21 protein-coding genes, 1 other RNA gene, 3 pseudogenes and 1 riboswitch are annotated in these 25,316 nt (G+C 45.7%); of the genes and pseudogenes, 10 read left to right on the top strand and 15 right to left on the bottom strand.

Annotation, left to right across the window (positions count from 1 at the left end; translation table 11 throughout):
- Positions 1–18 precede the first annotated feature (18 nt).
- Together dcd and A9236_RS08385 are read right to left on the bottom strand one after the other, a co-directional pair.
- Positions 19–585 carry a dCTP deaminase gene (gene dcd / locus A9236_RS08390; RefSeq protein WP_071464932.1) on the bottom strand — a complete coding sequence of 189 codons (567 nt, stop codon included), beginning with the start codon at positions 583–585 and terminating at the stop codon, positions 19–21.
- A 40-nt stretch (positions 586–625) separates the two neighbouring features.
- On the bottom strand, positions 626–1,468 hold the full coding sequence (locus A9236_RS08385; protein ID WP_071464931.1) for a formate dehydrogenase accessory sulfurtransferase FdhD: 843 nt from the start codon (positions 1,466–1,468) through the stop codon (positions 626–628).
- A gap of 141 nt (positions 1,469–1,609) precedes the next feature.
- On the opposite strand from A9236_RS08385, the pseudogene metG reads away from it, so the two are divergent.
- From metG to A9236_RS08360, 5 genes and pseudogenes are all read left to right on the top strand, one after another.
- A pseudogene (gene metG / locus A9236_RS08380) lies at positions 1,610–3,274 on the top strand (methionine--tRNA ligase); the annotation flags it as partial.
- A 109-nt stretch (positions 3,275–3,383) separates the two neighbouring features.
- Positions 3,384–3,572: a DUF3460 family protein gene (locus tag A9236_RS08375; protein ID WP_071464930.1), complete on the top strand. Its 189-nt coding sequence runs from the start codon at positions 3,384–3,386 to the stop codon at positions 3,570–3,572.
- Positions 3,565–4,428, top strand: coding sequence for a ScpA family protein (locus tag A9236_RS08370; protein ID WP_071464929.1), 864 nt, complete (start codon positions 3,565–3,567; stop codon positions 4,426–4,428). The genes A9236_RS08375 and A9236_RS08370 overlap by 8 nt, the downstream gene beginning before the upstream one ends.
- The gene (gene panC, locus A9236_RS08365) at positions 4,425–5,276 is read left to right on the top strand and encodes a pantoate--beta-alanine ligase (protein ID WP_071464928.1); all 852 of its coding nucleotides are present in this window, start codon (positions 4,425–4,427) and stop codon (positions 5,274–5,276) included. The genes A9236_RS08370 and panC overlap by 4 nt, the downstream gene beginning before the upstream one ends.
- Before the next feature lie 88 nt (positions 5,277–5,364).
- Positions 5,365–6,771 (top strand): DUF2252 domain-containing protein, encoded by a 1,407-nt coding sequence (locus tag A9236_RS08360; RefSeq protein WP_071464927.1) that lies wholly within the window; start codon positions 5,365–5,367, stop codon positions 6,769–6,771.
- Between the two features lie 26 nt (positions 6,772–6,797).
- Here the strand turns inward: A9236_RS08360 and A9236_RS08355 are convergent, their stop codons facing one another.
- The 6 genes from A9236_RS08355 to A9236_RS08330 all read right to left on the bottom strand — a co-directional run bounded on the left by A9236_RS08355 (position 6,798) and on the right by A9236_RS08330 (position 13,481).
- Complete coding sequence (locus A9236_RS08355) at positions 6,798–7,760, bottom strand: methionyl-tRNA formyltransferase (RefSeq protein ID WP_236638797.1); 963 nt, start codon at positions 7,758–7,760, stop codon at positions 6,798–6,800.
- A complete protein-coding gene (gene frc, locus A9236_RS08350) occupies positions 7,732–8,979 on the bottom strand; it encodes a formyl-CoA transferase (protein ID WP_071464925.1) in 1,248 nt (415 codons plus the stop codon). The genes A9236_RS08355 and frc (A9236_RS08350) overlap by 29 nt, the downstream gene beginning before the upstream one ends.
- A gap of 127 nt (positions 8,980–9,106) precedes the next feature.
- Entirely contained in the window at positions 9,107–9,535 is a 429-nt protein-coding gene (locus A9236_RS08345; RefSeq protein ID WP_071464924.1) for a PAS domain S-box protein, read from the bottom strand.
- A gap of 102 nt (positions 9,536–9,637) precedes the next feature.
- Positions 9,638–10,888, bottom strand: a complete 1,251-nt coding sequence (frc, locus tag A9236_RS08340; protein ID WP_071464923.1) for a formyl-CoA transferase — start codon at positions 10,886–10,888, stop codon at positions 9,638–9,640.
- 63 nt (positions 10,889–10,951) lie between these two features.
- Positions 10,952–12,661, bottom strand: a complete 1,710-nt coding sequence (gene oxc / locus A9236_RS08335) for an oxalyl-CoA decarboxylase (RefSeq protein ID WP_071464922.1) — start codon at positions 12,659–12,661, stop codon at positions 10,952–10,954.
- A gap of 202 nt (positions 12,662–12,863) precedes the next feature.
- A complete protein-coding gene (locus tag A9236_RS08330) occupies positions 12,864–13,481 on the bottom strand; it encodes a Crp/Fnr family transcriptional regulator (protein ID WP_071464921.1) in 618 nt (205 codons plus the stop codon).
- A gap of 72 nt (positions 13,482–13,553) precedes the next feature.
- A riboswitch (cobalamin riboswitch) is annotated at positions 13,554–13,769 on the top strand.
- A 143-nt stretch (positions 13,770–13,912) separates the two neighbouring features.
- Here A9236_RS08330 and A9236_RS08325 point away from each other — a divergent pair.
- The 5 genes and pseudogenes from A9236_RS08325 (at position 13,913) to A9236_RS08310 (ending at position 17,565) form a co-directional block, all read left to right on the top strand.
- Positions 13,913–15,922, top strand: coding sequence for a TonB-dependent receptor domain-containing protein (locus tag A9236_RS08325; protein WP_083393443.1), 2,010 nt, complete (start codon positions 13,913–13,915; stop codon positions 15,920–15,922).
- Between the two features lie 28 nt (positions 15,923–15,950).
- On the top strand, positions 15,951–16,232 hold the full coding sequence (locus A9236_RS08320; RefSeq protein ID WP_071464919.1) for a hypothetical protein: 282 nt from the start codon (positions 15,951–15,953) through the stop codon (positions 16,230–16,232).
- Positions 16,213–16,428: pseudogene (locus A9236_RS11540) on the top strand (cell division protein ZapA); the annotation flags it as partial. The gene A9236_RS08320 and the pseudogene A9236_RS11540, both read left to right, overlap by 20 nt.
- Positions 16,429–16,527: 99 nt before the next feature.
- A non-coding RNA gene (ssrS, locus tag A9236_RS08315) (6S RNA) lies at positions 16,528–16,746 on the top strand.
- The gene (locus A9236_RS08310; RefSeq protein WP_071464918.1) at positions 16,747–17,565 is read left to right on the top strand and encodes a sulfite exporter TauE/SafE family protein; all 819 of its coding nucleotides are present in this window, start codon (positions 16,747–16,749) and stop codon (positions 17,563–17,565) included.
- On the opposite strand, the gene A9236_RS08305 is transcribed toward A9236_RS08310, so the two are convergent.
- The 7 genes and pseudogenes from A9236_RS08305 to lgt form a co-directional block, all read right to left on the bottom strand.
- Positions 17,566–19,089, bottom strand: coding sequence for a malonyl-CoA synthase (locus A9236_RS08305; protein WP_071464917.1), 1,524 nt, complete (start codon positions 19,087–19,089; stop codon positions 17,566–17,568). It abuts the gene before it with no gap.
- Between the two features lie 17 nt (positions 19,090–19,106).
- Positions 19,107–20,462 carry a TRAP transporter large permease gene (locus A9236_RS08300; protein ID WP_071464916.1) on the bottom strand — a complete coding sequence of 452 codons (1,356 nt, stop codon included), beginning with the start codon at positions 20,460–20,462 and terminating at the stop codon, positions 19,107–19,109.
- Position 20,463: 1 nt separating this feature from the next.
- Entirely contained in the window at positions 20,464–20,982 is a 519-nt protein-coding gene (locus tag A9236_RS08295) for a TRAP transporter small permease (protein ID WP_071464915.1), read from the bottom strand.
- 1 nt (position 20,983) lies between these two features.
- Positions 20,984–22,018, bottom strand: a complete 1,035-nt coding sequence (gene dctP, locus A9236_RS08290; RefSeq protein ID WP_071464914.1) for a TRAP transporter substrate-binding protein DctP — start codon at positions 22,016–22,018, stop codon at positions 20,984–20,986.
- Between the two features lie 143 nt (positions 22,019–22,161).
- Positions 22,162–23,466 (bottom strand): malonyl-CoA decarboxylase domain-containing protein, encoded by a 1,305-nt coding sequence (locus A9236_RS08285; protein ID WP_071464913.1) that lies wholly within the window; start codon positions 23,464–23,466, stop codon positions 22,162–22,164.
- Positions 23,467–23,595: 129 nt separating this feature from the next.
- Complete coding sequence (locus tag A9236_RS08280) at positions 23,596–24,489, bottom strand: LysR substrate-binding domain-containing protein (protein WP_255402243.1); 894 nt, start codon at positions 24,487–24,489, stop codon at positions 23,596–23,598.
- Positions 24,490–24,517: 28 nt separating this feature from the next.
- Positions 24,518–25,310 (bottom strand): annotated as a pseudogene (gene lgt, locus A9236_RS08275) (prolipoprotein diacylglyceryl transferase).
- Between the last annotated feature and the right edge of the window lie 6 nt (positions 25,311–25,316).

The raw sequence follows: 25,316 nt of genomic DNA, 5'->3' as shown, positions 1-25,316 counted from the left end.
GATTTGCGTGAAGAAAAATTAGGTCTTAGGCAGGGTTACGCCCCGCTGACCTTGATACTTACCACCGCGGTCTTTATAGGATGTGCCACATACCTCATCACTCTCAAAGAAGAGCACTTGCGCACATCCTTCGCCAGCATAAATTTTTGCTGGTAATGGTGTGGTGTTGGAAAACTCTAAAGTGACATAGCCTTCCCACTCTGGCTCGAATGGAGTGACGTTCACAATAATGCCGCAGCGTGCGTAGGTACTCTTACCAACGCAAACAGTCAATACACTACGAGGAATCTTGAAATACTCCACTGTTCTTGCCAAGGCAAATGAATTTGGTGGAATGATGCAGACATCACCCTTGAAATCGACAAACGATTGTTCATCAAAATTCTTAGGGTCAACAATCGTGCTGTTAATGTTCGTGAAGATCTTGAATTCGTCTGCACAACGAATGTCATAGCCATAGCTTGATGTGCCATAACTCACAATTTTATTGCCGGCGGCGTCTTGGCGAACTTGCCCAGGTTCAAATGGGCTGATCATGCCTTGCTCGCCCATGCGGCGGATCCAGTGGTCAGATTTAATAGTCATGGCGGAATTGTAAAACCTTCACCCAACCCTGCCCATTAATTTATTGCTTGTTTTGGGTAAATACCACCCGCTCAGGGGCGTTATAGATCTCAAAGTGTTTACCAGAGCAGCGGGACAGGATAGTGAGGTTAGTCTTGCGAGCCAGCTCCAAGCCCATTAAGGTGACCCCTGACCGAGTCAGCAAGAAAGGAATGCCCATTTGAGCACCCTTGATCACCATTTCTGAGGTGAGGCGGCCAGTAGTAAAGAAAATTAAATCCTTGCCCGGTTTTTCAGCTAGCCACATCAGACCAGAAATAGAGTCAACCGCGTTATGGCGACCTACATCCTCAATAAAGTGAAGGGGGCGAACTCCGTGCTCCCCATCGCGCTCAAATACAGCGCAGGCATGAACTGAGCCAGACTTTTTGTAGATCGTGTCATGAGTCCGAATAGCGTCTACCAAAGCCACAATTGCCTCTTGGGACAGTTTTGGTCCATCGGGCAGTCTAATCTCAGACATCTCCTCCATCAGGCCACCAAACATGGTTCCTTGACCACAACCGGTTGTTACTACGCGCTTGCTGGTCAAAGCATCAATATCTACGGTGCTGCGGCGAGTTTTTACTGCAGCAGAATCGGTTTCCCAATCAACCTGAATACTCTCAATGTCATCAGACGACTCCACTAGGCGCTGATTCCGTAGATACCCCAAGACCAGGGCCTCAGGGGCACTTCCCAGGGTCATTAAGGTCACTACCTCGCGCTTGTCCAGATAAATCGTTAACGGCCGCTCTCCAGGGACATGCACCAGTTTGCTCCGTCCGGCCTCGTCCATTACCTCCACCTCATGCACCAAAGGCACGGAGGCTTGTGACATTTGAATACTGGGTTTTGCAGCCATGAGGCACTTTCTAAATGAGGTCTAAACCAATTTTATCGCTTGCAATCGGGGCTTTACTTTAACCGCAGACTAAAATCATTGCTCTACCCAGCATAATTGGGAATTGATTCCATTTAACCCTCTTATTTAAGTCCGCTTTACATGAGTAGCTCCCAGCGCCGCCTTCTAGTCACCTCCGCCTTACCGTATGCCAACGGTCAGATCCATATCGGTCATTTAGTGGAGTACGTTCAGACTGATATCTGGGTTCGCTTTCAGCGCATGCGTGGTCATGAAGTTCATTACGTTGGAGCCGATGACACTCATGGCACCCCAATCATGTTGCGCGCAGAAAAAGAGGGTCTTACTCCAAAAGAGCTGATTGCTAATGTTTGGAAAGAGCATAAGCGCGACTTTGATAACTTCCTTATCTCATTTGACAACTACTACACCACCGATAGTCCCGAGAATGAAAAGTTAGCGCAAAGTATTTATATCAAGCTGCGTGATGCTGGCCTAATTGAGAAACGTGCGATTGAACAAGCTTACGATCCAGTAAAAGAAATGTTCTTGCCGGATCGTTTTATTAAAGGTGAGTGCCCTAAGTGTGGCTCAAAAGATCAATACGGCGATAACTGTGAAAAATGTGGTGCCACGTATTCACCTACTGATTTAAAGAACCCCTTTTCGGTAGTCAGTGGTGCAACTCCGATTAAAAAGATTTCTGATCACTATTTCTTTAAATTATCTGACCCACGTTGTGAGGCGTTCTTGCGTGAGTGGACTCAAGTAAAAACACCACTCCAACCTGAAGCTCGCAACAAGATGAAAGAATGGGTTGGCGAGCCTGGAGAAAGTAAATTAGGCGATTGGGATATCTCCCGTGATGCCCCCTATTTCGGCTTTGAAATCCCTGATGCGCCTGGCAAATACTTCTATGTATGGCTTGATGCTCCCATAGGCTACTACGCCAGCTTCCTCAATTACTGTCAGGCTAAGGGCCTTGATTTTGATGAGTGGGTTAAGCCAGACACCACGACTGAGCAGTACCATTTTATTGGCAAAGACATTCTGTATTTTCATACCTTGTTTTGGCCAGCAACTCTGAAATTTGCAGGTTACCGCACGCCAACCAATGTCTTTGCTCATGGCTTCTTAACGGTTGATGGCGAGAAGATGAGTAAGTCTCGTGGCACATTAATTTCTGCAAATAGCGTGATTGAATGCGGCTTTAATCCTGAGTGGTTCCGCTATTACTTTGCTACCAAGCTCAATGACAGCATGGAAGATTTAGATTTAAATCTGAATGACTTCGTTGCTCGCGTGAATAGTGATTTATTGGGCAAGTACATCAACATTGCCAGTCGCAGTGCAGGGTTCTTAGTAAAACGTTTTGGTGGCGTTGTTTCTGATGAGGCAATGAACAATCCTTTACTCAAAGAAATCGCTGAGGCTAGTGAAAAAATTGCCGCACTCTATGAAGGACGCGAGTACGCAAAAGCATTACGCTCGATCATGGAGCTTGCCGATAAAGTCAACGGCTTCGTAGATGAGAACAAGCCCTGGGAAATCGCCAAAGATCCCGCTCGCGAGCCAGATTTACAACGCGTCTGTAGCGTGACTTTAGAAGCCTTCCGCATGCTCAGCCTGTATCTCAAGCCAGTCATCCCGCAGGTTGCTGCCGGTGTAGAGCAATTCCTTTCTTTGGCACCACAATCCTGGGCAGATATTGGCACCCCACTTTCTAGCAAGAATCCTATTCAAGCCTACAAGCACCTCATGACTCGGGTGGAAGCCCCTCAAATTGAGGCTTTGCTGGCTGCAAACTTGTAAAAAAGGGCCTAAAAAGCACCTATAATGGTGCTCGTAGTCCTCAATTCACTTTTATCACTAACTTTATAAGTTATTGAATTTATTGAGTATTTTAGGAAATGTCATGGCTAGATATCAATCTGAATTCACCCAGTTCTTAAATGAACTTAAAACCGAGAAACCCAACCTCGAGGCAGAGCAGCAGGCTGGCCGCGCCCTCCTTTGGGATAAAGAGCCACTGAGCGTTGAAGATCAGCGTCGTGCAAAAGCCGCTCAATTAAAACAACGCGCTTACGTTTATTCGAATGACTGAGCCAAGTACTCAGCCGATATCCGATTTACTTGATAGCACTCCATCGGTAACTGATGGAATGTCGGAAGCATTCGCCAAGCTTTATGGCGAACCGCTTTTTAAACTTCCTACTGACCTCTATATTCCACCCGATGCGCTAGAGGTTTTTCTGGAAGCATTTGAAGGACCGCTGGATCTTTTGCTGTATCTGATTCGTAAGCAAAACTTCAACGTGCTAGATATTCCGATGGCACAGGTTACTCAACAGTACCTGAGCTATATCGACCAAATTCGTCATCACAACCTTGAACTTGCTGCTGAGTATTTATTAATGGCCGCAATGTTGATTGAAATTAAATCTCGCATGCTCTTGCCAATGAAGAAGGCGGATAGCGAAGAGGAAGTAGAAGATCCTCGCGCAGAATTAGTTCGTCGCCTATTGGAATACGAGCGCATGAAACTTGCCGCGCAAGAGCTCGATCAAATTCCACAACAAGGTCGCGACTTCCAAGTAGCCCATGGTTTTGTGGATACCACCGTTGCAATTACTTGGCCAGAAGTCAACCTAGAAGATCTGCAAATGGCATGGCGTGACGTACTTCATCGCGCAAAACTGACTCAGCACCACACCATTACTCGTGAAGAACTCTCTGTCCGTGACTTCATGACCCGTATCTTGCGTCGTCTACAAAATACAAAATTTGTAGAGTTTAGCGAGCTGTTTGAAGATGCCATTAAGTCCGGCAAAGGTGTTCCGGTTGTGATCGTTAACTTTATCGCAATGCTAGAACTCTCTCGTGAGGCTTTAGTAGAGATTACTCAGGCTGAGCCTTATGCACCAATTTACGTGCGCCTCGCCTACACCCCTGTTGCATGAAAATTATTAGCGACATTCAGGAGTTGCGCGACCATTTGCGCGGACAAAACCGTGCCTCGTTTGTACCAACCATGGGCAACCTGCACGAAGGTCACCTATCACTTATGCGCTTAGCTAGACAGCATGGCGATCCAGTGGTGGCCAGCATCTTTGTAAACCGCTTACAGTTTGGCCCGAACGAGGATTTCGACAGTTACCCTCGCACAATGCAAGCGGATATCGAGAAACTGGAAAAAGAAGGGGTGTACATCCTCTTTGCGCCAACTGAGCGAGACCTTTATCCACAGCCTCAAGAGTATCGGGTTGACCCACCGCAGCAGTTAGGCGATATTCTCGAGGGGGAGTTCCGCCCCGGCTTCTTTAAAGGCGTTTGTACAGTGGTCTTAAAGCTGTTTTCATGCGTGCAACCCAAAGTAGCCGTCTTTGGTAAAAAAGATTATCAACAGTTGATGATTATTCGCAGAATGGCTAAGCAGTTTTCTCTACCGGTAGAAATTATTCCTGGTGAAACTATTCGTGCAGATGATGGTCTCGCCCTCTCTTCACGCAACGGCTACCTTTCGACAGAAGAACGTGCAGAAGCACCGGAATTACAAAAGACCTTACAAGAAGTTCGTAACCGTGTTTTACAGTTAAGCGATCGCAATGTACAGGCTTTATCTGAAATTGAAAAAGAAGCAGTTACTAAGCTCACTGGACGCGGCTGGAACCCAGATTACATCGCGATTCGCCAGCAAGGTGATCTAGCACCCGCCACTAATGAAAATCTGCAAGCTGGTGAGCCCCTAGTTATTCTGACGGCAGCCAAGCTTGGCAAAACCCGCTTGATCGACAACCTAGAGATTTAATCTCTAGGCAGAAGATATTCAGAGTTGCTTGAGCCTCTCTCTTGCAAATTTGCGTCACCCTTAAATAGACACATCGGATTATCAAAACATGTCGAGTGAACTATACGAATCATTTCTCAAAAAAAATCTCACCCTAAAAGAGCGCTTCGCCTTAGGGAAATCGATCCGCAAGCAGGCAAGTCGATCTGCAATTGGGCAATTCAATGTCGAAGGCAAACGTCAATCTCCGATTGATACATTGCTTGAGCAGGCTAAAACGCGCATTCCTGAGTACATCCCTATCCGCCATGCTCGGATGGCCGCCAATCCCTTTGCTTTTTTTCGGGGTGGCGCTGCAATTATGGCCAATGACTTGGCTAAAACTCAAAGTGTGCCTATTCAGGTTCAGTTGTGTGGCGATATGCACGTGAGTAATTTTGGATTTTTCTCCACTTCAGAGCACCAACTCGTGTTTGGCATCAATGATTTTGATGAAACCCTTCCTGGCAACTTTGATTGGGATTTAAAACGCCTTACGACAAGCGCCCTGATTGCCTCCAAGCAGTTAGGTCAAGACCATGCGTATGGTGAAATGATTGTTCGCAATATTGTTACAGCCTATCGCAACTACCTTCATCACTATGCCTCAGTCCCTTATGTTGATATGAAGCGTACCTATATCGATGAAAAGGTTTTAAAGAGCATTGCCGTCAAATATGGAAGCGCTGCAAGTCAAAAATATTTAAAGGGCTTGCTAGATAAAGCTCGAAAAAATAATAATGCTGGCTTAATTGGTAAGTTAACGCAAAAAACCGCTGCAGGGATTCGGTTGATCAACAACCCTCCTTTTATTGAACATCTTGAACTCTCCGTTCATGGCGGAAAGATTTCAGAGCTCAATGATGAGGGCATGAACTCCTATATTCAGTCATTGCCACCAGATCGCAGCCATTTATTACTGCGCTACAAATGGATTGATTGGGCACGAAAAATAGTCGGGGTTGGCAGCGTGGGAACCTCCTGCTGGGTCCTATATTTTGAGGGCCTGGACGCAAATGACGCGCTTTTTTTGCAGACCAAACAGGCTCAACAATCCGTTTTAGCTCCATATTTTCCAAGCGCTCAATTTACCTCCGAGGGCGAGCGCGTAGTGCATGGACAATCCCTCATTCAAGGAGCGCCAGATCTTTTTCTGGGTTTTGGCAGAACACGTGAAGTCGATTTTTATGTTCGACAGTTACGCGATATGAAAGGTGGAATTTCGGTTGGGAACGATGGCATCAATGCAAAAGTCTTTCCTGATTTTGCCAAACTCTTTGGCTGGGCTTTAGCTAATGCACATGCTCGCTCCGGGGATGCAGCTACGCTTGCGGGATACTGCGGTAACAGTGAAGCTTTAGATGACTCTCTCGTTCATTTTGCAAGCTTATATGCAAAGCAAAACGAGCATGACTATGAGACCTTCATTCAGGCTATCCAATCCGGCTCGCTCAGCTGCGCAACAAAGGATTATTAACTTAACCCTTCGGAGCGCCAAGGAATTTACAGGTTAAAGAACTGCCCTACTGCTAGATTCAGCTCCTTAGCTAATTCAGCACCACTCACCTTCCCTGCGCCCCCCTTAGCCTTGAGGACCTCGATCTGCCCGCCATGGCAGCTGACAAATAAAGAATCTAGAGTGATTTGAGTAATTTCACCAGGCTTGCCTTTGACTGCGCCAAAGGTAGCAGCCACATGCTTATGGCAATCATAGATCTGAACCTTTTGCTCACCAAACTTGGTCCATGCACCAGGCGCTGGATTACAAGCGCGAATCAAATTATGAATTTGACTGATGTGTGTTGCCCAATGTATCTGAGCAGCATTCGCATCAAACCAGCCTTCATAGTTTGCTTGTGACTCATCCTGAACCAGTTCTTGATGTTTGCCAGCCACTACTAAGTCGGCCGCCTCTAACAGTGCCTTTACGCCAATCGGGAAAAGGTAGTCAAAATAAATCTTACCAAGAGTGTCATCAGGCCCAATCGCCACTTCTTTTTGCAAAATCACTTCACCTTCATCCAAGCCATCAGATGGACGGAAGATTGTTAAACCAGTCTTTTCTTCACCTAAAGCAATCGCCCAATTGATCGCGCTAGGGCCGCGGTACTTTGGTAATAGTGATGGGTGATATTGAATGGTGCCGTGCTTTGGGATTTTGCAGAGTTCTTGTGGCACAAACTGCAGTACATAGGCCATGACACAGATATCAGCCTGACTATCAATCATTGCCTGAGCAGCCTCAGAACCCTTCAGGGAAGAAAATTGCAGTGGAGTCAAACCCCTTGCTAGCGCTGCTTCTTTAAGCGCTTCCGGCTTAGTTGATTTGGGATTATCTGGAGGACAAAATACAGCTACCACTTCATCACCACGATCTAAAAAAGCTTCTAATGCGGCTTTACCAAAGTCGGCACTACCAATCAACGCAACCCGCATCTTAAATAACCTTGTCGTGACGAAGTTCAATTAATTCATCAGTGGAGTAACCCAACTCACTCAGAATCTCATCGGTGTGCTCACCAAGTAGTGGTGAACGCTCAACATCAGTTGGGCTATCCGACAACTTAATGGGATTACCAACAGTGAGGTACTTGCCACGAATAGGATGATCCACTTCCACCACAGTTCCAGTAGCGCGCAACGCAGGTTCTTCTGCGATTTCTTTCATCGACAAAATTGGGCCGCATGGGATATCGTATTTATTCAACACATCCATAACCTCGAACTTATTCAAAGTCATAGTCCATTTTTCGATCTCACCAAAAATTTCCATTAAGTGAGGCAAGCGCGCCATTGGAGAAGCAAAGCGAACATCCGTAATCCAGTCTTCGCGACCAATCACCTTGCAAATCGCCTCCCAAACTGGAGCCTGGACAATCACATACATATAGGCATTAGGATCGGTCTCCCAACCTTTGCATTTGACAATCCAACCTGGCTGACCACCGCCAGAGGCATTGCCAGCACGGGGCACAGCATCACCAAACTGGCCATTTGGGTATTGGGGATACTCTTTCATTGCGCCGTTACGTTCAAGACGTTGTTGATCGCGCAATTTCACACGACACAAATTTAAGACTGCATCTTGCATTGCTGCCAATACTTTCTGACCGCGGCCAGAGTGAGTTCGTTGATACAGCGCAGTAACAATACCCAACGCCAAATGCAAACCAGTACCACTGTCACCAATTTGCGCACCAGTGACCATGGGTGGGCCATCATCAAAACCGGTGGTCGATGCAGAACCGCCTGCGCATTGCGCTACGTTCTCATATACCTTGCAATGCTCATAGGGGCCAGGGCCAAATCCTTTAACAGAAGCCATGATCATCATTGGATTGAGTTCCTGAATACGCTCCCAAGAAAATCCCATGCGATCGAGTGCGCCTGGCGCAAAGTTCTCAACCAAAACATCACACTCTTTAATCAGACGCTCCAGAATTTCTTTACCCTTTTGGGTTTTGGTATTTACAGTGATGGAACGCTTGTTATGGTTCAACATCGTGAAATACAAACTATCCGCATCGGGAATATCACGCAATTGACCGCGTGTTGCATCCCCCTCGCCTGATTTTTCTACCTTGATCACGTCTGCACCAAACCAAGCTAACAACTGAGTGCAAGTTGGCCCTGATTGAACGTGCGTAAAGTCGAGGATTTTGACCCCTTCTAGTGCCTTTGCCATGATTTAAGTCCCAATAAGAATGAAATTTTGAATTAAGGCGATTTTACCAGCGGGTAATCAGGCTCATCAGCAGATGCACAATTTTTGGGCATAAACTCTATTTAAGCCCCATGGAGCCTAAGTATTGCTAGGGCTGAGAATTTTCAAGGTCAGAGAGGCGCTTTTTGAGAGCCCTTTCTTCAGCAAAACGAGCAGTTTCATCTCGAATAATGGCTACCACCCCATTGGCCTGGTGATTCTCATCAAAAAGCATGCCAACTGTAAAGGCAATCGACAGCATGCTGCCATCTTGATGTTTGGCCGGAACCTTTAATAAAGAAGTGCCATAGCGAGTGGTGCCGGTCTGCATTGAGTGGCTATAGCCCTCGTTGTGTCTCTGACGCTGGCGTTCCGGGACAATTAAATCCAAAGTGCTACCCAAGGCTTCTGCTTCTGAATAACCAAAGATGCGAGTAGCTGCAGGATTCCACAACACTATCTTTTCATCGGAATCGGCCACAATGATTGCATCACCAACGCACTCCACTAACTGATGTAAATCGATATTGGTATTCATGGAAACAGTCTATGTCTTTTTGATAAATCTGTATATTGCTTTTCTGAATAAAAAAGGCGCTCACTAGGAGCGCCCTTTACTTAACAGCGATATTAATCGTGATTAAACTGCTTTTGCTGCATGCAATTTAGCGATGTCATCTGAGCTGTAACCTAGGTCAGTCAACACTTCATCAGTGTGCTCACCCAATACAGGAGATGGCTTCACTTCGATTTCCAAATCAGAGAACTTGATTGGGCTGCCGATAGTCAAATACTTGCCACGTACTTTGTGGTCAACTTCAACAATCGAACCGCTCTTACGCAAGTCTGGTGATGCAGCCAATTCTTTCATGGAGAGAACTGGAGCACATGGAATATCGAACTTGCGGAGGATGTCCACAGCTTCGTATTTAGTCTTGTCTTTGAGCCAATCTTCAATCGTTGCGAAGATATCAAAAATCTTGTCTTGACGAGCTTCAGCAGTCATGTAAGCTGGATCAGTTGCCCACTCTGGTTTGCCCAAAGCTTTAGTAATTGGCTCCCAAGCGTGACCTTGAATAGTGAAATAGATGTATGCGTTAGGATCAGTTTCCCAACCTTTACACTTCAACACCCAACCTGGCTGACCGCCACCACCAGCGTTACCGCCACGTGGAACTACGTCAGTGAATGAACCATGTGGGTACTGTGGGTACTCTTCCAAGTAACCAACTTTGTCCAAACGTTGTTGATCGCGCAACTTAACACGGCACAAGTTCAATACTGCATCTTGCATTGAGCAAGAAACTTTTTGACCTTTACCAGTCTTCGCGCGCTGCATCAAAGCAGTCAAAATACCAATTGCCAAATGCATACCAGTATTAGAGTCACCCAAAGCGGCAGCGGAAACGGTAGGAGGACCATCCCAGAAACCAGTAGTAGAAGCTGCACCACCAGCACACTGAGCTACGTTCTCATACACTTTTAAGTCTTCGTATGAGTGGCCATCACTAAAGCCTTTTACAGAAGCCATGATCATTTTTGGGTTCAATTCTTGGATACGCTTCCAAGAGAATCCCATACGATCCAAAGCGCCTGGACCAAAGTTTTCAACCATGACGTCAGAGGTCTTGATCATCTTCTCTAACACTTCTTTACCTTCTTGAGTTTTAGTATCAAGTGTCAAAGAACGCTTATTACCGTTGAGCATTGTGAAATACAAAGCATCTGCGCCTGGAATGTCGCGCAACTGGCTACGTGTTACGTCACCAGAACCTGGGCGCTCTACTTTAATTACGTCAGCGCCATACCATGCCAACAACTGAGTACATGCAGGACCTGCTTGTACGTGTGTGAAGTCAATAATGCGAATACCGTCTAATGGTTTAGTCATAGTTGTTTCTCCTTAAGTCTTTCTTGTTTACTGCAAATGTAGTCCGAAAATATTAATGTTTTATTACTTCTTAGCAGCTGCTGTGGATGGGTTTAGGTTTGTTAAACGTCCACTCTCAGTACCTGCAGTTTCATCAATAACAGCATTGATGAGGGCTGGTTTACCGGCAGCAATGGCTTCTGTTAATGCTGCTTCTAATTCTGCTGGGGTAGTTACGTAGTAACCCACACCACCAAATGCTTCAATCATCTTGTCGTAACGTGCATCCTTTACAAACACAGTTGGGGCAACATCAGCGCCACCTGTAGGATTTACATCGGTACCACGGTATACGCCGTTGTTATTGAAAACAACAGTAGTAATTGGCAGGTTGTAACGGCAAACCGTTTCCAATTCCATACCGCTAAAGCCGAATGCACTATCGCCCTCAACTGCAACTGTTGGCAAACCGCTAATGACAGCAGCTCCAATGGAGTAGCCCATACCAATACCCATAATGCCCCATGTACCAGAGTCAAAACGCTTACGTGGCTTGTACATATCTACGATGGCACGGCAGTAATCCAAAGTATTAGCACCCTCGTTCACCAAGTTCACATCTGGGTTCTTCTTGATGACATCACGAATGACGCGCAATGCACCATGGAAGTTCATTGGGTTCGCTTCTTTAGCCAAAGTCTCTGCCATCTTGGCAAGATTCTTGTCTTTCTTTTCAGTAATCGCAGCAATCCACTCGGCACTTGGCTTAGGAACAGCAGAGATACCCTTCAAGAGTTCACCAACGCATGAACCAATATCACCAATCAACGGTGCAGCGATTTGTACGTTGCTATCGACTTCGTTTGCCTGAATATCAATTTGGATAAATTTCTTAGGCTCTTTTCCCCATGTCTTGCCCTTACCATGCGCCAGCAACCAGTTCAAACGCGCACCAACCAACAACACTGCATCAGCTTCAGCCAATACAAATGAACGTGCTGCAGAAGCAGATTGTGGGTGATTGTCTGGCAACAATCCTTTTGCCATAGACATTGGTAAATAAGGGATGCCAGATTTTTCAACCAGATCACGAATCTCTTGATCAGCTTGAGCATAGGCAGCACCCTTACCCAACAGAATCAATGGACGCTTAGCGCCTTTAAGAACGTCTAATGCGCGAGCAACAGCATCTGCTGCTGGGATTTGACGTGGGACTGGATCGATTACCTTGAAGATGGTTTTCTTGGCTTCTTCTGCAGGCATTGTTTGAGCAAGCAACTGGGCTGGCAAATCTAAATACACGCCACCTGGACGACCAGAAACGGCAGCACGGATTGCGCGAGCAAAACCAATACCGATATCTTCAATGTGATTGATACGATAGGCAGCTTTGCAATATGGCTTAGCAGCATTGAGCTGATCCATCTCTTCGTAATCACCTTGCTGCAAGTCAACGATTTCACGTTCACTTGAACCGGAAATCAAAATCATTGGGAAACAGTTCACAGTGGCGTTTGCCAATGCTGTCAATCCGTTCAAGAAACCTGGTGCAGAAACAGTCATACAGATACCAGGCTTTTGAGTCATGTAACCAGCGATCGCTGCAGCATTACCAGCATGCTGCTCATGACGGAAACCAATAAAGCGCAAGCCTTCTGCTTGAGCTAAACGACATAGGTCAGTAATTGGAATGCCTACGAGACCGAAAATCGTATTGAGATCATTTGCTTTCAGTGCATCAATAACGAGGTGAAAGCCATCAGTTAATTGGGTATTTTGGTTGTCTGTTGTCATAGAATTTTTAGGTGAATTACGGATAGCTCTGAGTAAGGGCTAATGCAATCTAGCTTGCGCTACTGTCTCCAATAAAGTTATTAATCGCACGACGGGTTTTACTCCCCGCTTAGGCTGAGATGAATATTAGGCTTGGGGGTCGGGATCATCATTGACTTCGGTCAATTTCCCTCTAAATCCTGTAATTACAGGGTCCTGAAGCCTAGATAAAAAGCTCTTTATGCTTGGTTTTGAGGCGACTCAAGGTCTCTGGGGAGAGATTGAGATAAGCGGCCAACTCTTTTTTAGGGAGAAGCTCAAAAAGGTTCTCGTATTTGCGCAAAAAGCGCTCTACCCTGCCTGGGGCATCCAACATGTGCAAGGTAATGGTATGAGCCATGATCTCGCTCATCAGACGCATCACCTCGAATTCAAAACTCTCTTTGAGAGGCTTATGCTCTTCTAGGAATTCAGCCCACTTTTTCATTGGCATGCGGGCTACGCGGGCTTTAGTGACACAGGCGATGCTATATGGGGCGGCTGTCTTCAGGCGCCAGGCAGCATAGCTAGTTTCGATATCTTTTTCAATGGCAAAACGCAGGATCATTTCTTTTGCATCTGCGCTAGAGACAATGCGCTTCAAAATTCCATCAAGCACAAAGTATTGCTCCATCTGGTGATCACCCTGATGAAGCAAGATTTCTGATTTTCTGAGGTCTGAGATCTCCAGGTGGCGCTCTAAATCTGCCATAGCTGCCGGATCCAAGCTTTTCAAGACTGAGTTTTGACTCAGCTGTAGCCGAATTAGGTTTTTTTCGAGGTGCTTATCTAATGCTGTCATGAATCCTTCATCCTAGACCCTCTATTGTAGGCTTTTTATGAGCCAAATCAGGTATCAAAGACCTTCTATCGGCTAGAATTCAGGAGTCGTGGTGCTTTATTGCAGTGCAATAAAGTTAAACGGGAAACACTAAACGTGTGCTGCCCCCGCAACGGTAGGTAAATACGCTCCAAATACGCAGTAAGGGGCGTCAGGAATCTGAAACGCCACTGTGCGCGTCAATCGCATGGGAAGGCCAAATTCTGACATTTACTAGCCCGGATACCGGCCAAGACAGGTGGAATTTTGCGGACGGGGATCTTCGCGCGCCGATGACAGCGTCAGATCTCTCGATCAAACGCCAAATTGACGCCCGAACTCCTGTACCGGAAATTCTGTTCGACCCAGCTTACGGGGAAGTGAGCTAGGCATTCGATAACGGAAGGTCAAAAATGCAGCAGCAGTTCGGAAGTAAACATCTTGGCGCCCTAATTTGCGCCAGCATTCTCACGCTAAGCAGTTATGTTTTTGCGCAAAGCAATTCGAGCGTATCCATAACAAATTCATTGGACCCCATCAACCCAATCATAGTAACCGCAACAAGAACACCCAAGTCCGGGAATGATGTATTAGCAGATTACACATACATCAGTAGAGATGAGATTGAAAATTCAGCCCAGTCGAGCCTGCCCGATTTACTTCAACAACAAAGAGGCGTCCAGATTTCTAGCTCCGGTGGATCAGGAAATATATCGAGCGTTTACTTAAGAGGTACGAGTAATGCTCAAAGCTTGATATTGATTGACGGTGTAAAAGTCGATTCCGTTGGAGGCGGCGCAATTTGGAACGCCATCCCACTCTCATTAATTGATCATATTGAAATCATTTATGGTCCACAAAGCACATTTTATGGCTCAGATGCAATGGGTGGCGTAGTTCAAATATTTACCAAAAAAGGTAGCGCCACAACTGAATTTGATGTCTCAGCAGGCTATGGAACATACAACACAAGCATTTCCAGCGCTTCAGCATCAGGATCACTTGGGAGCGAAAAAACAACCCAATTCTCCATCGGAGTGAGCCAAGAAAATTCTGCTGGATTTAATACTGTTGCAAGTAATAATCCAGCTAATCCAAGCGGATCAAACTATCGCGGATGGGGGCCATATCCTACCGTCGCCACTGGCTACACGAGAATTGGAGCTACAGGCTCGATCTCAAATACCTGGTCTCAAGGACAAGAGTTGGGTGTGAAAATTTTTGCCAGTAAAAATAATTGGTTATATCCAAGTTACGATTACTTAGGTGGCTCCGCTAACGTGGACGGCGGGATGAATCAATTGTCGATATTTTCAGCATTCTCACGAAATCAATTAACGGATATTTGGAATAGCTTATTTCAGATGTCGAGCTCAACTAATGCAACCCAAGCAAATACCATTCAAAGTAATGACAAGCTAGTCACTCCTGCCTACGATTTTCTCTGGCAAAACGATATCAAAATTGGGTCAGATAAATTACAAGTTCTTTTAGAGCGAAATATGCAATACGCCAATATGGATAACTCGGCGTATTCAACATACTGCAATTACGGCCCGACTGGCGCCTGTAACAACATCAATGTCAGTCAGCTCAGAACAACTAACTCAATTGCGGGTGCTTATGAATTAAAACGTGGCAATAGCCTAGCCACACTATCAGTTAGAAATGACCAAATTTCCCAATATGGATCAAAGGCTACCTATAGCGTTGCTTATGGTTATTTTTTAACCAAGGAATTAAGGGTGAATGTGAACTACGGCACTGGCTTTAGAGCACCCTCATTTAATGATCTTTACTACCCCGGTTATGGAAACACGAATTTATTACCAGAAACTAACAAAAACTTAGAAGGTGGCATTCATTACGAAACTCAGACCTACGGCTTACACCTCACTGCATATCAAAACAGGATTGAAAACTTTATTATCCCAATCAACTGCGATCCATACTATGGTTGTGCTAACCCCGCCTATTATTCCGGATCTTATCCAGCCAACTTCAGCTTAGTCCAAATTAAGGGCGCCTCCTTAGGGGCTGATGCAAGATTTTCCAATCTAACTTTAAAGGCATCTGCAGATGCCATGAGTACTGTAGATCAAACCACAGGGCTAGATGTACCCAATCGAGCCAATTGGGTTGGCAATCTACTCATTGATTACAAGTTAAATAAATTGAATGTGGGATCAAATTTCACGTTAACTGGGGCTAGATGGGGGGGAGTCAACTCCGATCAGACGGCGAATGTCAATAATTTACCGAGCTACACCTTGGTTGGTCTTTACGGCAGCTATCAGCTGGAAAAAGGCCTCTCAACTTTCATTAGATGGAATAACGTATTTAATTCGCAGTATCAAACTAGCTACGGCTATGCCAATGCCGGATCTAATGTATTCGTAGGTCTTCGCTACACAGTGAAATAACCTCTTGTTTTCAGACTACAATGCCATTATGAACGAGCTCCACCCTCATTCCACTGGCGATGAAGATCTGGATACCCTTAGCGTATCCATTAAACGCCTTTCCGAAAAGCTATCTTTAATCCAAGATGCTGTTCGCAATCTCAATCAGAGTCGCACTCTGCTTGAGGGCAAGATTGAAGATGCTCAAAAACGGGTACAACGTATCTTGAGTCGCCTACCAGAACAAAGTGATGGTCGCCAATTAAACTTACTTGGCGAAGTCATTCCACCAACCAACTCAGAGGACGACAGTGAGCCAACAACGCATTGAAGTAACTCTTGCCGGTCAAAAGATCACTTTAGCGACCAGCGCTGAACATGAACCCCTACTTCGTGCGGCCTGTGTCTTGGTTGACGAACAAATTCAATTGGCCATCGGTGGTGGTAATCGCAGCATTGAACGAGCCAGCATGATGGCAGCGCTCAAAATTGCAGGTGACTTAATTACATTGCAAAAGAATCAAACCCATCAAAGCGCCTCTTCAAATGTCAGCTCCGATGAAATAGCTCGTCTTCAAGCAGAAATTGCTGGGCTTGAAGAGCAAGTAGACTCTTTGATGCAAACCCTTTCCCTGCCTGGTTCGCCAAGGCCAATAGTTCCTTGAACCGATGCGCAAGCATCCGGAACGATCTTTACCTTGTGGGCGTGAGCGTTTTGCAAGTTCACAGTGCCAACTTAGACTTGGTTACTCCCTGAATTTCTTAATGCACCCGAAACAGAGTAGCCGTTCCACCTTGAACCTTAGGGTTCAGGATGACGGCCTAGCGGCCAAGGCGGGGAATTCATGTTACTGAGCGACATCTTGATGTTGATGCTCTGTGGGAGCATCTCTGGATTTCTTGCGGGACTCCTGGGCATCGGTGGCGGCATGATCCTAGTGCCGTTCATGATCTTGGTTTTTAATCATCTGGGCTTCAACCAAGAAGTGATTGTGCACATGGCGATTGCCACTGGAATGTGCACCATTCTATTCACCACCTCCTCCGCAATTTGGGCTCACCATAAACATGGCTCAATCGATTGGAAATTAGTGGCATCACTTAGTCCTGGAATGATTTTTGGTGGCCTGATTGGTGGCAGCGAATTATTCGAAGCATTAAAAACCTCTTGGCTCTCACTCTTCTTTGCTATCTTTATTGTTTACACCTCCATTCAGATGCTGCTCAATAAAAAACCAAAACCAGGTCGAGAGCTACCGGGATCGCTTGGTCTATTTTCATTTGGGGCATTCGCAGGTGGGCTTGCAAGCTTAGTGGGTGCTGGTGGCGCATTTGTGACCGTGCCATTTATGTTGTGGTGCAACGTCAAACCCCACACTGCCATGGCTACATCATCCGGCTTGGGCCTTCCAGTCGCAGCTGCAGCAACCCTGGGTTATATGTACGGCAGCTGGGGCAATCCTACTCTACCAACTGGATCGATGGGATTTGTTTACTTACCTGCCGTTGCTTGCATTGTAGGGGTGAGTATTTTTACTGCACCTTGGGGAGCCAAGCTGGCCAGAAAGCTGGATGTGGCTCAACTTAAAAGAGTCTTTGGCGTAATGCTATTTTTCCTTGCGGCCTTCATGTTTAACGAAAGCCGCAAGGCATTTGGTTTTTAACTAGCTGGTGTATTGCTGACGCAAAATATTCTTTTGCACTTTACCCATCGCATTTCGGGGCAAGTCACCAACAATCTCTAAACGTTTTGGTATCTTGAAATTGGCAATTTGCGTTTTCAGGGTAGCGATCATGGCTTCGGCATTTAACTTTGCTCCAGCTTTAGGCACAACCACTGCCATTACAGCTTCACCAAAGTCAGGGTGCGGAATACCGATTACTGCGCTCTCATCAACACCATCCATGTCATCAATAAAACTTTCGATCTCTTTTGGATAGACGTTGTAACCGCCAGAAATAATTAAGTCTTTACTGCGGCCAACGATGCATAAATAGTTTTTAGGTGCTTTACCGCCATTAGCATCCCCACCCCAGCGACCAACGTCACCAGTCTTAAACCAACCATCTTTGGTGAACTCTTCCGCAGTCTTCTCCGGCATACGCCAATAGCCCTTAAATACATTTGGGCCCTTAACTTGGATGCTGCCAATTTCATCAACGCCGCAAGCTTTATTGTCTTCATTAACAACGCGTACCTGCACGCCAGGCAAAGGCAATCCCACTGAACCGCCCACGCGAGCGCCTTTGTAAGGATTCGAAACCAACATGACGGTTTCACTCATGCCATAACGCTCAAGAATAGGCTGACCAATCACCTCTTTGAAAGAGTTAAATGTTTCAGTCAACAAAGGTGCTGAACCCGAAACAAATAAGCGCATATTGCGGGCTACCTTCTTGGTAAAGCCCTTATCAGCCAAGAGGCGTACGTAGAAAGTAGGTACGCCCATCATGACTGTTGATTGCGGCATATGATGAATCAGCTGCGACACATCTAAACGTGGCAACCAAATCATCTTGCTACCATTAATTAATGCACCATGCGCTGCAACAAACAGACCATGAACGTGGAAGATTGGCAATGCATGTAAAAGTACATCACCCTTTTTCCAGCCCCAGAATTTTTGCAAGACTTGTGCATTGCTATACAAATTCTTATGGGTCAACATAGCACCCTTGCTGCGGCCCGTTGTACCAGAGGTATACAGGATCGCAGCTAAATCATCATCCTTAGTAGCAACGGTCTTGAATGTGTCGCTCAATCCACCAGCACGCTCGAGCAAAGTACCTGTGCGATCTTCGTTTAAGGTAAATACTTGTTTGGTACCAGCCTTAGATGCAACCTTGGATACCCAAGAGAAATTCTTACCGCTACAAACTACTACAGCAGGCTCTGCATTTTCAATAAAGTACTGCATCTCAGCAGATTGATAAGCGGTATTGAGAGGTAAATAGACATACCCTGCTCGAATAGTGGCCAGATATAAAAATAAGGCCTCAGGAGATTTTTCAACCTGAACGGCAACACGTGAACCTGCGGGTAGCTTAAGACTTTTCAGTAAGTTGGCTATCTTTGCCGTTGCGCCCTCTAGATCACCCCAAGAGTAATAGAGGCCATCATGCGTTTCGATAGCGCACGCTTTTTTATCTTTTGGAAAACCTTTTTCCAATACTGAATACAAATTCATGAAAATTCCTTGATTTCTTAAACTAGTGGTGCGCCCATTACCCAATTAGATAAACCGGTAGCTATCTCTGGGAATACGCAAAGCAATATGACAGAAAAAAGCATGATGAATACAAATGGCATCACGCCATAGATGATCTCTTTTAATGTAATGTCCGGAGCAATATTTTTGATAACAAAAATATTCAGTCCAACAGGCGGATGAATCAGCCCAGTCTCCATCACAATGGTCATCACCACACCGAACCAAATTAAATCAAAACCAGCAGCGCGTAGAGGCGGCAGGAAGATAGGCGAAGTCATTAAAATAATCGAAACAGGCGGCAAGAAGAAGCCTAGAACAATCACCATGAGCAAAATTGCTGCCAGTAAAACCCAACGAGACGCACCCAAATCAACGATAGCTTGAGCAGCCGATTGGCTCAGGTGCAAATAGCTCATCACATTAGCAAATAACAAAGACATTCCAATGATGAACATCAACATTGCAGATTCGCGAATGGTGACGTCTAATAAAGGATAAAGATCCTTAAAGCGCCACATCTTGTAAATCACAGCAATTAATAAAAAGGCAAACACTGCGCCCAGTCCAGCAGTTTCTGCTGGTGTGGCGTAGCCGCCGTATAAAGCAACCATCACGCCAATCAACAAGACCAAGAATGGCAGAACCCTAGGTAAGGAGCTCATTTTTTGTTGCATAGTGTAAGTCTGACGATCCAAAATAGGATTGGCAGACTTATTAACTTCATAAGCCTGGTAAGCAGTTGCATACTCTTTACGGAAACGATAGATGGTGTAAGCCGAGAAAAATACAACCAACATTACTCCTGGACCAATAGCCGCCAAGAATAGACGTCCCAAAGATTGTTCTGCCGCAACGGAGTACAAAATCATCGTGATCGAAGGCGGCAATAGAATCCCCAATGTTCCACCAGCGGCAATAATCCCAGCCGCAAAACCTGGTGAGTACCCACGTTTGCGCATTTCTGGAATACCAGCGCTGCCAATCGCTGAGCAGGTTGCAGGGCTTGAGCCAGCCATAGCAGCGAACAATGCACATGCAAACACGTTAGCAACCCCCAAACCGCCTGGCACCTTACCCATCCAAACGTGGAGAGCGTCGTATAAATCCTTACCTGCACGCGAACGTCCAATCGCTGCGCCCTTCAAAATAAAAAGCGGGATGGACATTAACGTAATGCTGGACATCTCTTCGTAGACATTTTGCGCCACAGTATCTAGAGAGGAAGCGGGCATGAAGAAATACATAAAGATGATTGCCACAATACCAAGCGCAAAAGCAATTGAAATCCCTGAGAACATAATTAACAGAGTTACTACAGCAAACAAAAGCCCAATCGTGAGAATAGACATCCTAGTGACCCCCTCTAACCGCATCAGGAGCCACCGCTTTTCTGATGAAAATTTGCAAAAATAATTGGAATGTAAGCAACATCATGCCTACAAACATCATTGAGTATGGAATCCACAATGGGGGCGCCCAAGTGGAGTTCGTAACCTGTCCATCTACCCATGCTTCATGGAGCAAGTCCCAAGTCTTAGCAGAAAAGAATGCGAAGAAAAGGAATGAGATCACATCAATAACAACGGCACGAACTTTATTGACGGGGTGTGGCAATAAACCCTCGATCGCAGAGATGCCGATATGCCCACGCTTTTCTTGAACATATGAGCTACAGAGAAATGTTACGCCGACCAAGCAAAATAAAGCGGCCTCGTCCTGCCAGTCATTAGCAGCATGAAATAAGCCGCGAGACATGACGCTGTAACTCAGAATTAAAGCGGCAGCCATCAGCGCTATTGAGCCCAACAATACCAAGCATTTATTTGCTGCTGACATTACTCTGTCAGCAGCCTCTAAGATCTTAAACATATTACGAGATCTTCTCTGCAGAACGCATCATGGCCGCACAGGTTTCGTTACGTTCAGAGAATTCCTTCCATGCAGAGGCTTTTGCCACCGCTTTCCATTTATCCACCACTGACATATCTAGCTCAAATACTTTATTACCTGCCTTAGCAAAGGCAATCGAAGCATCAATATCATCCAATTTAGCTTGTTCAGTGCCAAACTTTTCCATATCGGCACCGACAGCCATAATCACATCACGCTGTTTTGGTGTTAATGAATCGAATACCGTCTTAGACATCATGAGTGGCTCTAACATGTACCAATAGGATTTATTTTTGGCGGAGGTGAAGTTTTTGGTGAGCTCTGCAAGCTTGAATGACATTAAGCTGGCTGAGGATGTGTAAGCCGCCTCCAATGATCCTGTTTGCACCGCTTGATATACTTCGTTCGAGGGAATAGAGGTCATTACAGAACCTCCAGCAGCCTTCAGCATCGCATCAAATTCACGACTTCCGCCGCGAACTTTGACGCCCTTAATATCATCTGGAACTAAGATTGGACCGGAACGGGTTGCAACTCCACCAGCCTGCCATACCCAGCTAACGATCACAATTCCCTTGGATTCCATAACCTTGTTTAAGATCTTGCCAACTTCAGCATTCTTCCACTTTGCACCCTGCTCATAGCTGGTAACTAATGCTGGCATCAGACCAATATTCGCCTCAACAACTTCACCGCCCGCATAAGGCATTGGATAAAAACTAAAGTCTAGGGCGCCCTTGCGCAAAGCGCTAAATTGGGCATTAGTCTTCATTAATGAAGACTGTGGATAAACGTCGAATTTCAATTCGCCGTTCGTTTTCTTGGTCACCTCGTCGCCGAACTTCTTGCAAAGGCGATCTCGGAAGTCTGTACCACTAGGAAATTGGTGAGAAATTTTTAAACTTTTAGCACCTGACTGAGCAAATGCGCTCAAATCATAACCCGCAACAGTTGCTCCGGCGGCGCCCAGTAGCAATGCGCGACGCAATTGAGATATTTCTTTTGTATCTGTCATGTTCATCTCCTAAATGACTATTATTTTTTATTACTCACAACTAAGGACACTGCCAGATTTGTGGCCGCCGGCTTCTTAATGCCCCATTCTAAAGCGAATACTCTATGAACTCTGCTTTAGAGACTCTCCTCCAAAATTTCTTCTTATGACTGCATTAAACGACCTACAGCCCGCGAATAATCGATTTCGCCCTGTGTAAAGCGCTCATGATTCTCCTCAACTGCCGAGAGATCATATAAATAATTGACCATTAGTGCTGCTGACTGACGTAAACCCTTACGCGAGAGGTCAGCAGCCCAGTTAATTTGATGTAACTTAGCGCCATTACCTAAATGGAATTTCGCTACTGGATTGCCGTTTCTACCAGCGGATCCCAATGCCAGATAAATACTGGCAAGGCAAAGCAAAGCATTCTTTTCTTTTTCAGTAGCATTATCGGGATGCCAACCAGAGCTCAAACGCTCCGTCCATGAGCGTTTAGCCAAACCAATAGCCTCTAATGCTTGTTCACGAGCTGTTCGAATTGCTGGCTTTAACTGAACACCAGTTTTATCTCCGCCAATATCAGCACCTGCTGTAACCCAATCAATAAATCCTGGAATTGGTGAGAGCGTGACAAATGTTTTTAAACCAGGGAACTCTGCATGCAATTGCTCAGCAACGCGCTTGATTAAGAAATTACCCATCGAAACACCACGCAAGCCAGGCTCACAGTTGCTAATCGAATAAAACGCGGCAACCTTGTATTGCGAGCTTTGATGAACGGTCTCAGCCTTCTTATCTACCAAGGGAGTAATCACCGCTGGAATCTCAGGCAGCAAAGCCACCTCCACGAAGATTAAAGGTTCATTTGGCAGCTGCGGATGAAAGAATGCAAAGCAACGACGATCAGGCTGCAAGCGCCTCCGCAGGTCATCCCAGCCATCAATCGCATGTACTGCCTCATGCTGAATTAACTTCTCCAACACTTCTGCTGGGGATTTCCAGTCGACTCGATGCATCTTCAAAAAGCCTGGATTAAACCAAGAAGACAATAAGTGACGCAGATCAAAATCAACAGCAGTTAACTCGGGCTGCTTTTCAAGCAACTGCAAAAGATCGCGTCGCATTTCAACTAAGGCAGCTGTACCGTTAGTTGCTCGATTGAGTCGTCGAAATAACTCCTGTCTTGGAGGCTCAGTCACGCGTTGCAACTTAATGTAATTACGAGCACTCGCTTCAACAGAAAAATTTTGTGCTGCAGTCATCACCGCTGCGGCATCTGGATTGAGCTTCTCAAACAGGAAGGTGAAAAATTTGATGTGCTGATCTTTGGAGAGCTTGCGATAGTTGTTAATGACATCGTCAGCCATACTGACTGCATTGGACTCGCCTCGCTCAGAAATGAGCCGATTTACCGCGCCAGTGACGCGAGAAAAATATCGAGCTTTTGCTAACTTTTCCAGCATGAGGTTTTTATCCAATAATGTTCAACAAAATAATCCCTCAATGTATTCCCGACCCAGGGGGTAATCAATTAAGTTAAATGTATTTTCATTAACCTAATGTTAATGATTATTGGAGAAGAAGATCGCGCATTATTTGTTATTGCGATGCAACATGCGGGTTTCAGCAGCTAGAGCCAAGATATTCGGATTAGATTCATTAGCCTGAAGATACATCAAGGCAATACGCTGTGTTACCCGATATTTCGACTGAAGGGGGGTAAATTCAATAGCATCACCCATTAGCGCCTTCACCCTGCCCGGGAGCAAAGACCTGCCCATATCGCTGGAGACCATATTCATCAAAGAGAAGATATCGCCCACCTTCATCACCACGTTAGGCTTAAATCCAGCCAATTTGAAAGCATCATAAAAACCAGAAGTAGTCGCAAAGCCGTCTTGGAGCGTTAAGAATTTTTCAAACTCATACTCCGATAAGTCAACGCTACTATCTTTGGGCTTGCTTCCCTTAGAGGAGGCTAAATACAGATCATCCTCAAATAAGGGGACTACCTCCACTCCATCAAGGGAATCATCAGATGGTGCAGCAATGACTACAGCATCAATATTGCCTTCATAGAGCTTTTTCATGAGATCTTCGTTGGAGCCCAGATATAAATCAATATCTAGATCTGGCCTGCGAATCTTCGTGCCCATGATGATTCTGGGAATAATGTTGGCTGTTAAGGAGTACATAGAACCCAGGCGAATTTGCCCGCTCTCCACGCCAGCTTTGGTTCTGGTTTTTTTGAGAATTCGCTCAACATCACCGAGAAGATCTACGCTTGCTTCAGCCAAGTACAGCGCTGCGGGAAGCGCCTTTAATTGGCGACCCTCTTTTACAAATAAGGGGCAGCCAATTCCAGCTTCAAGTGAGTGCAAGGCCTTGTGAATGCTGACTGAACTCAACTGCAACTCTTCAGCGGTTTTTACCAAGCTGCCCGTTCTGACAAAAGAGCAGAGTATTTCTAGCTTCCTGAGCGTCACTTCATCATTAAGCAAAATCAGTAAACCTTTATACGGGTGAGACTTCTGAGTGACGGCGCATCAGATAGATGCCAAAGATAATCATCGGGACGCACAACCACTGACCCATAGATAAGCCAAGGCCCAATAGACCTAAGAATGCATCTGGCTCACGCGCGTACTCAGCCAAGAAACGGCAAACACCATAGCCCAGCAAGAACAAACCAGAAATTTGTCCGATTCGTCTAGGCTTACTTGCATAGGCCCATAGAATGATGCCCAGAAAGATGCCCTCACCGAGCAATTGATAAATTTGCGATGGATGACGAGGAATGGAATCAACCAAAGGGAACACCATTGCCCATGGTAGATCCGTAGGCCTTCCCCACAGCTCGCCATTAATAAAGTTGCCCAAACGCCCGAAGGCAAGGCCAAATGGTACTAGGGGTGCCACTAAATCACTCACTACAAAAAAAAGTGGTTTGGCGTTTTTTAGCAAACCACCAGAGAGCTACCAAAACACCCAATAAGCCCCCATGGAAAGACATGCCGCCTTCCCAAATCTTAAAAATACTGAGTGGATGAGAGAGATAAAAGTCAGGCATATAAAACAGGGTGTAACCCAAACGACCTCCAAGCACCACACCTAAGACGCCTGCAAACAATAAATCCTCAAGGTCTTTGTAAGTCCAACCCAATGCCTGATAGCGAGGAGCGCGAATCCGTAATCGTCCTAGTAATAAAAATTGTGCAAAGGCACAGAGATACATCAGACCATACCAATGAATTGCGAAGGAGCCAATACGAATGGCTGCTGGATCAAACTGGGGATGAATCAACATGATAAG

The organism is Polynucleobacter sp. QLW-P1DATA-2, from assembly GCF_001870365.1.
Classification (GTDB): Bacteria; Pseudomonadota; Gammaproteobacteria; order Burkholderiales; family Burkholderiaceae; genus Polynucleobacter.
Note: the sequence above shows the minus strand (reverse complement) of the source record. Positions and strands in the feature narration are given on the sequence as shown.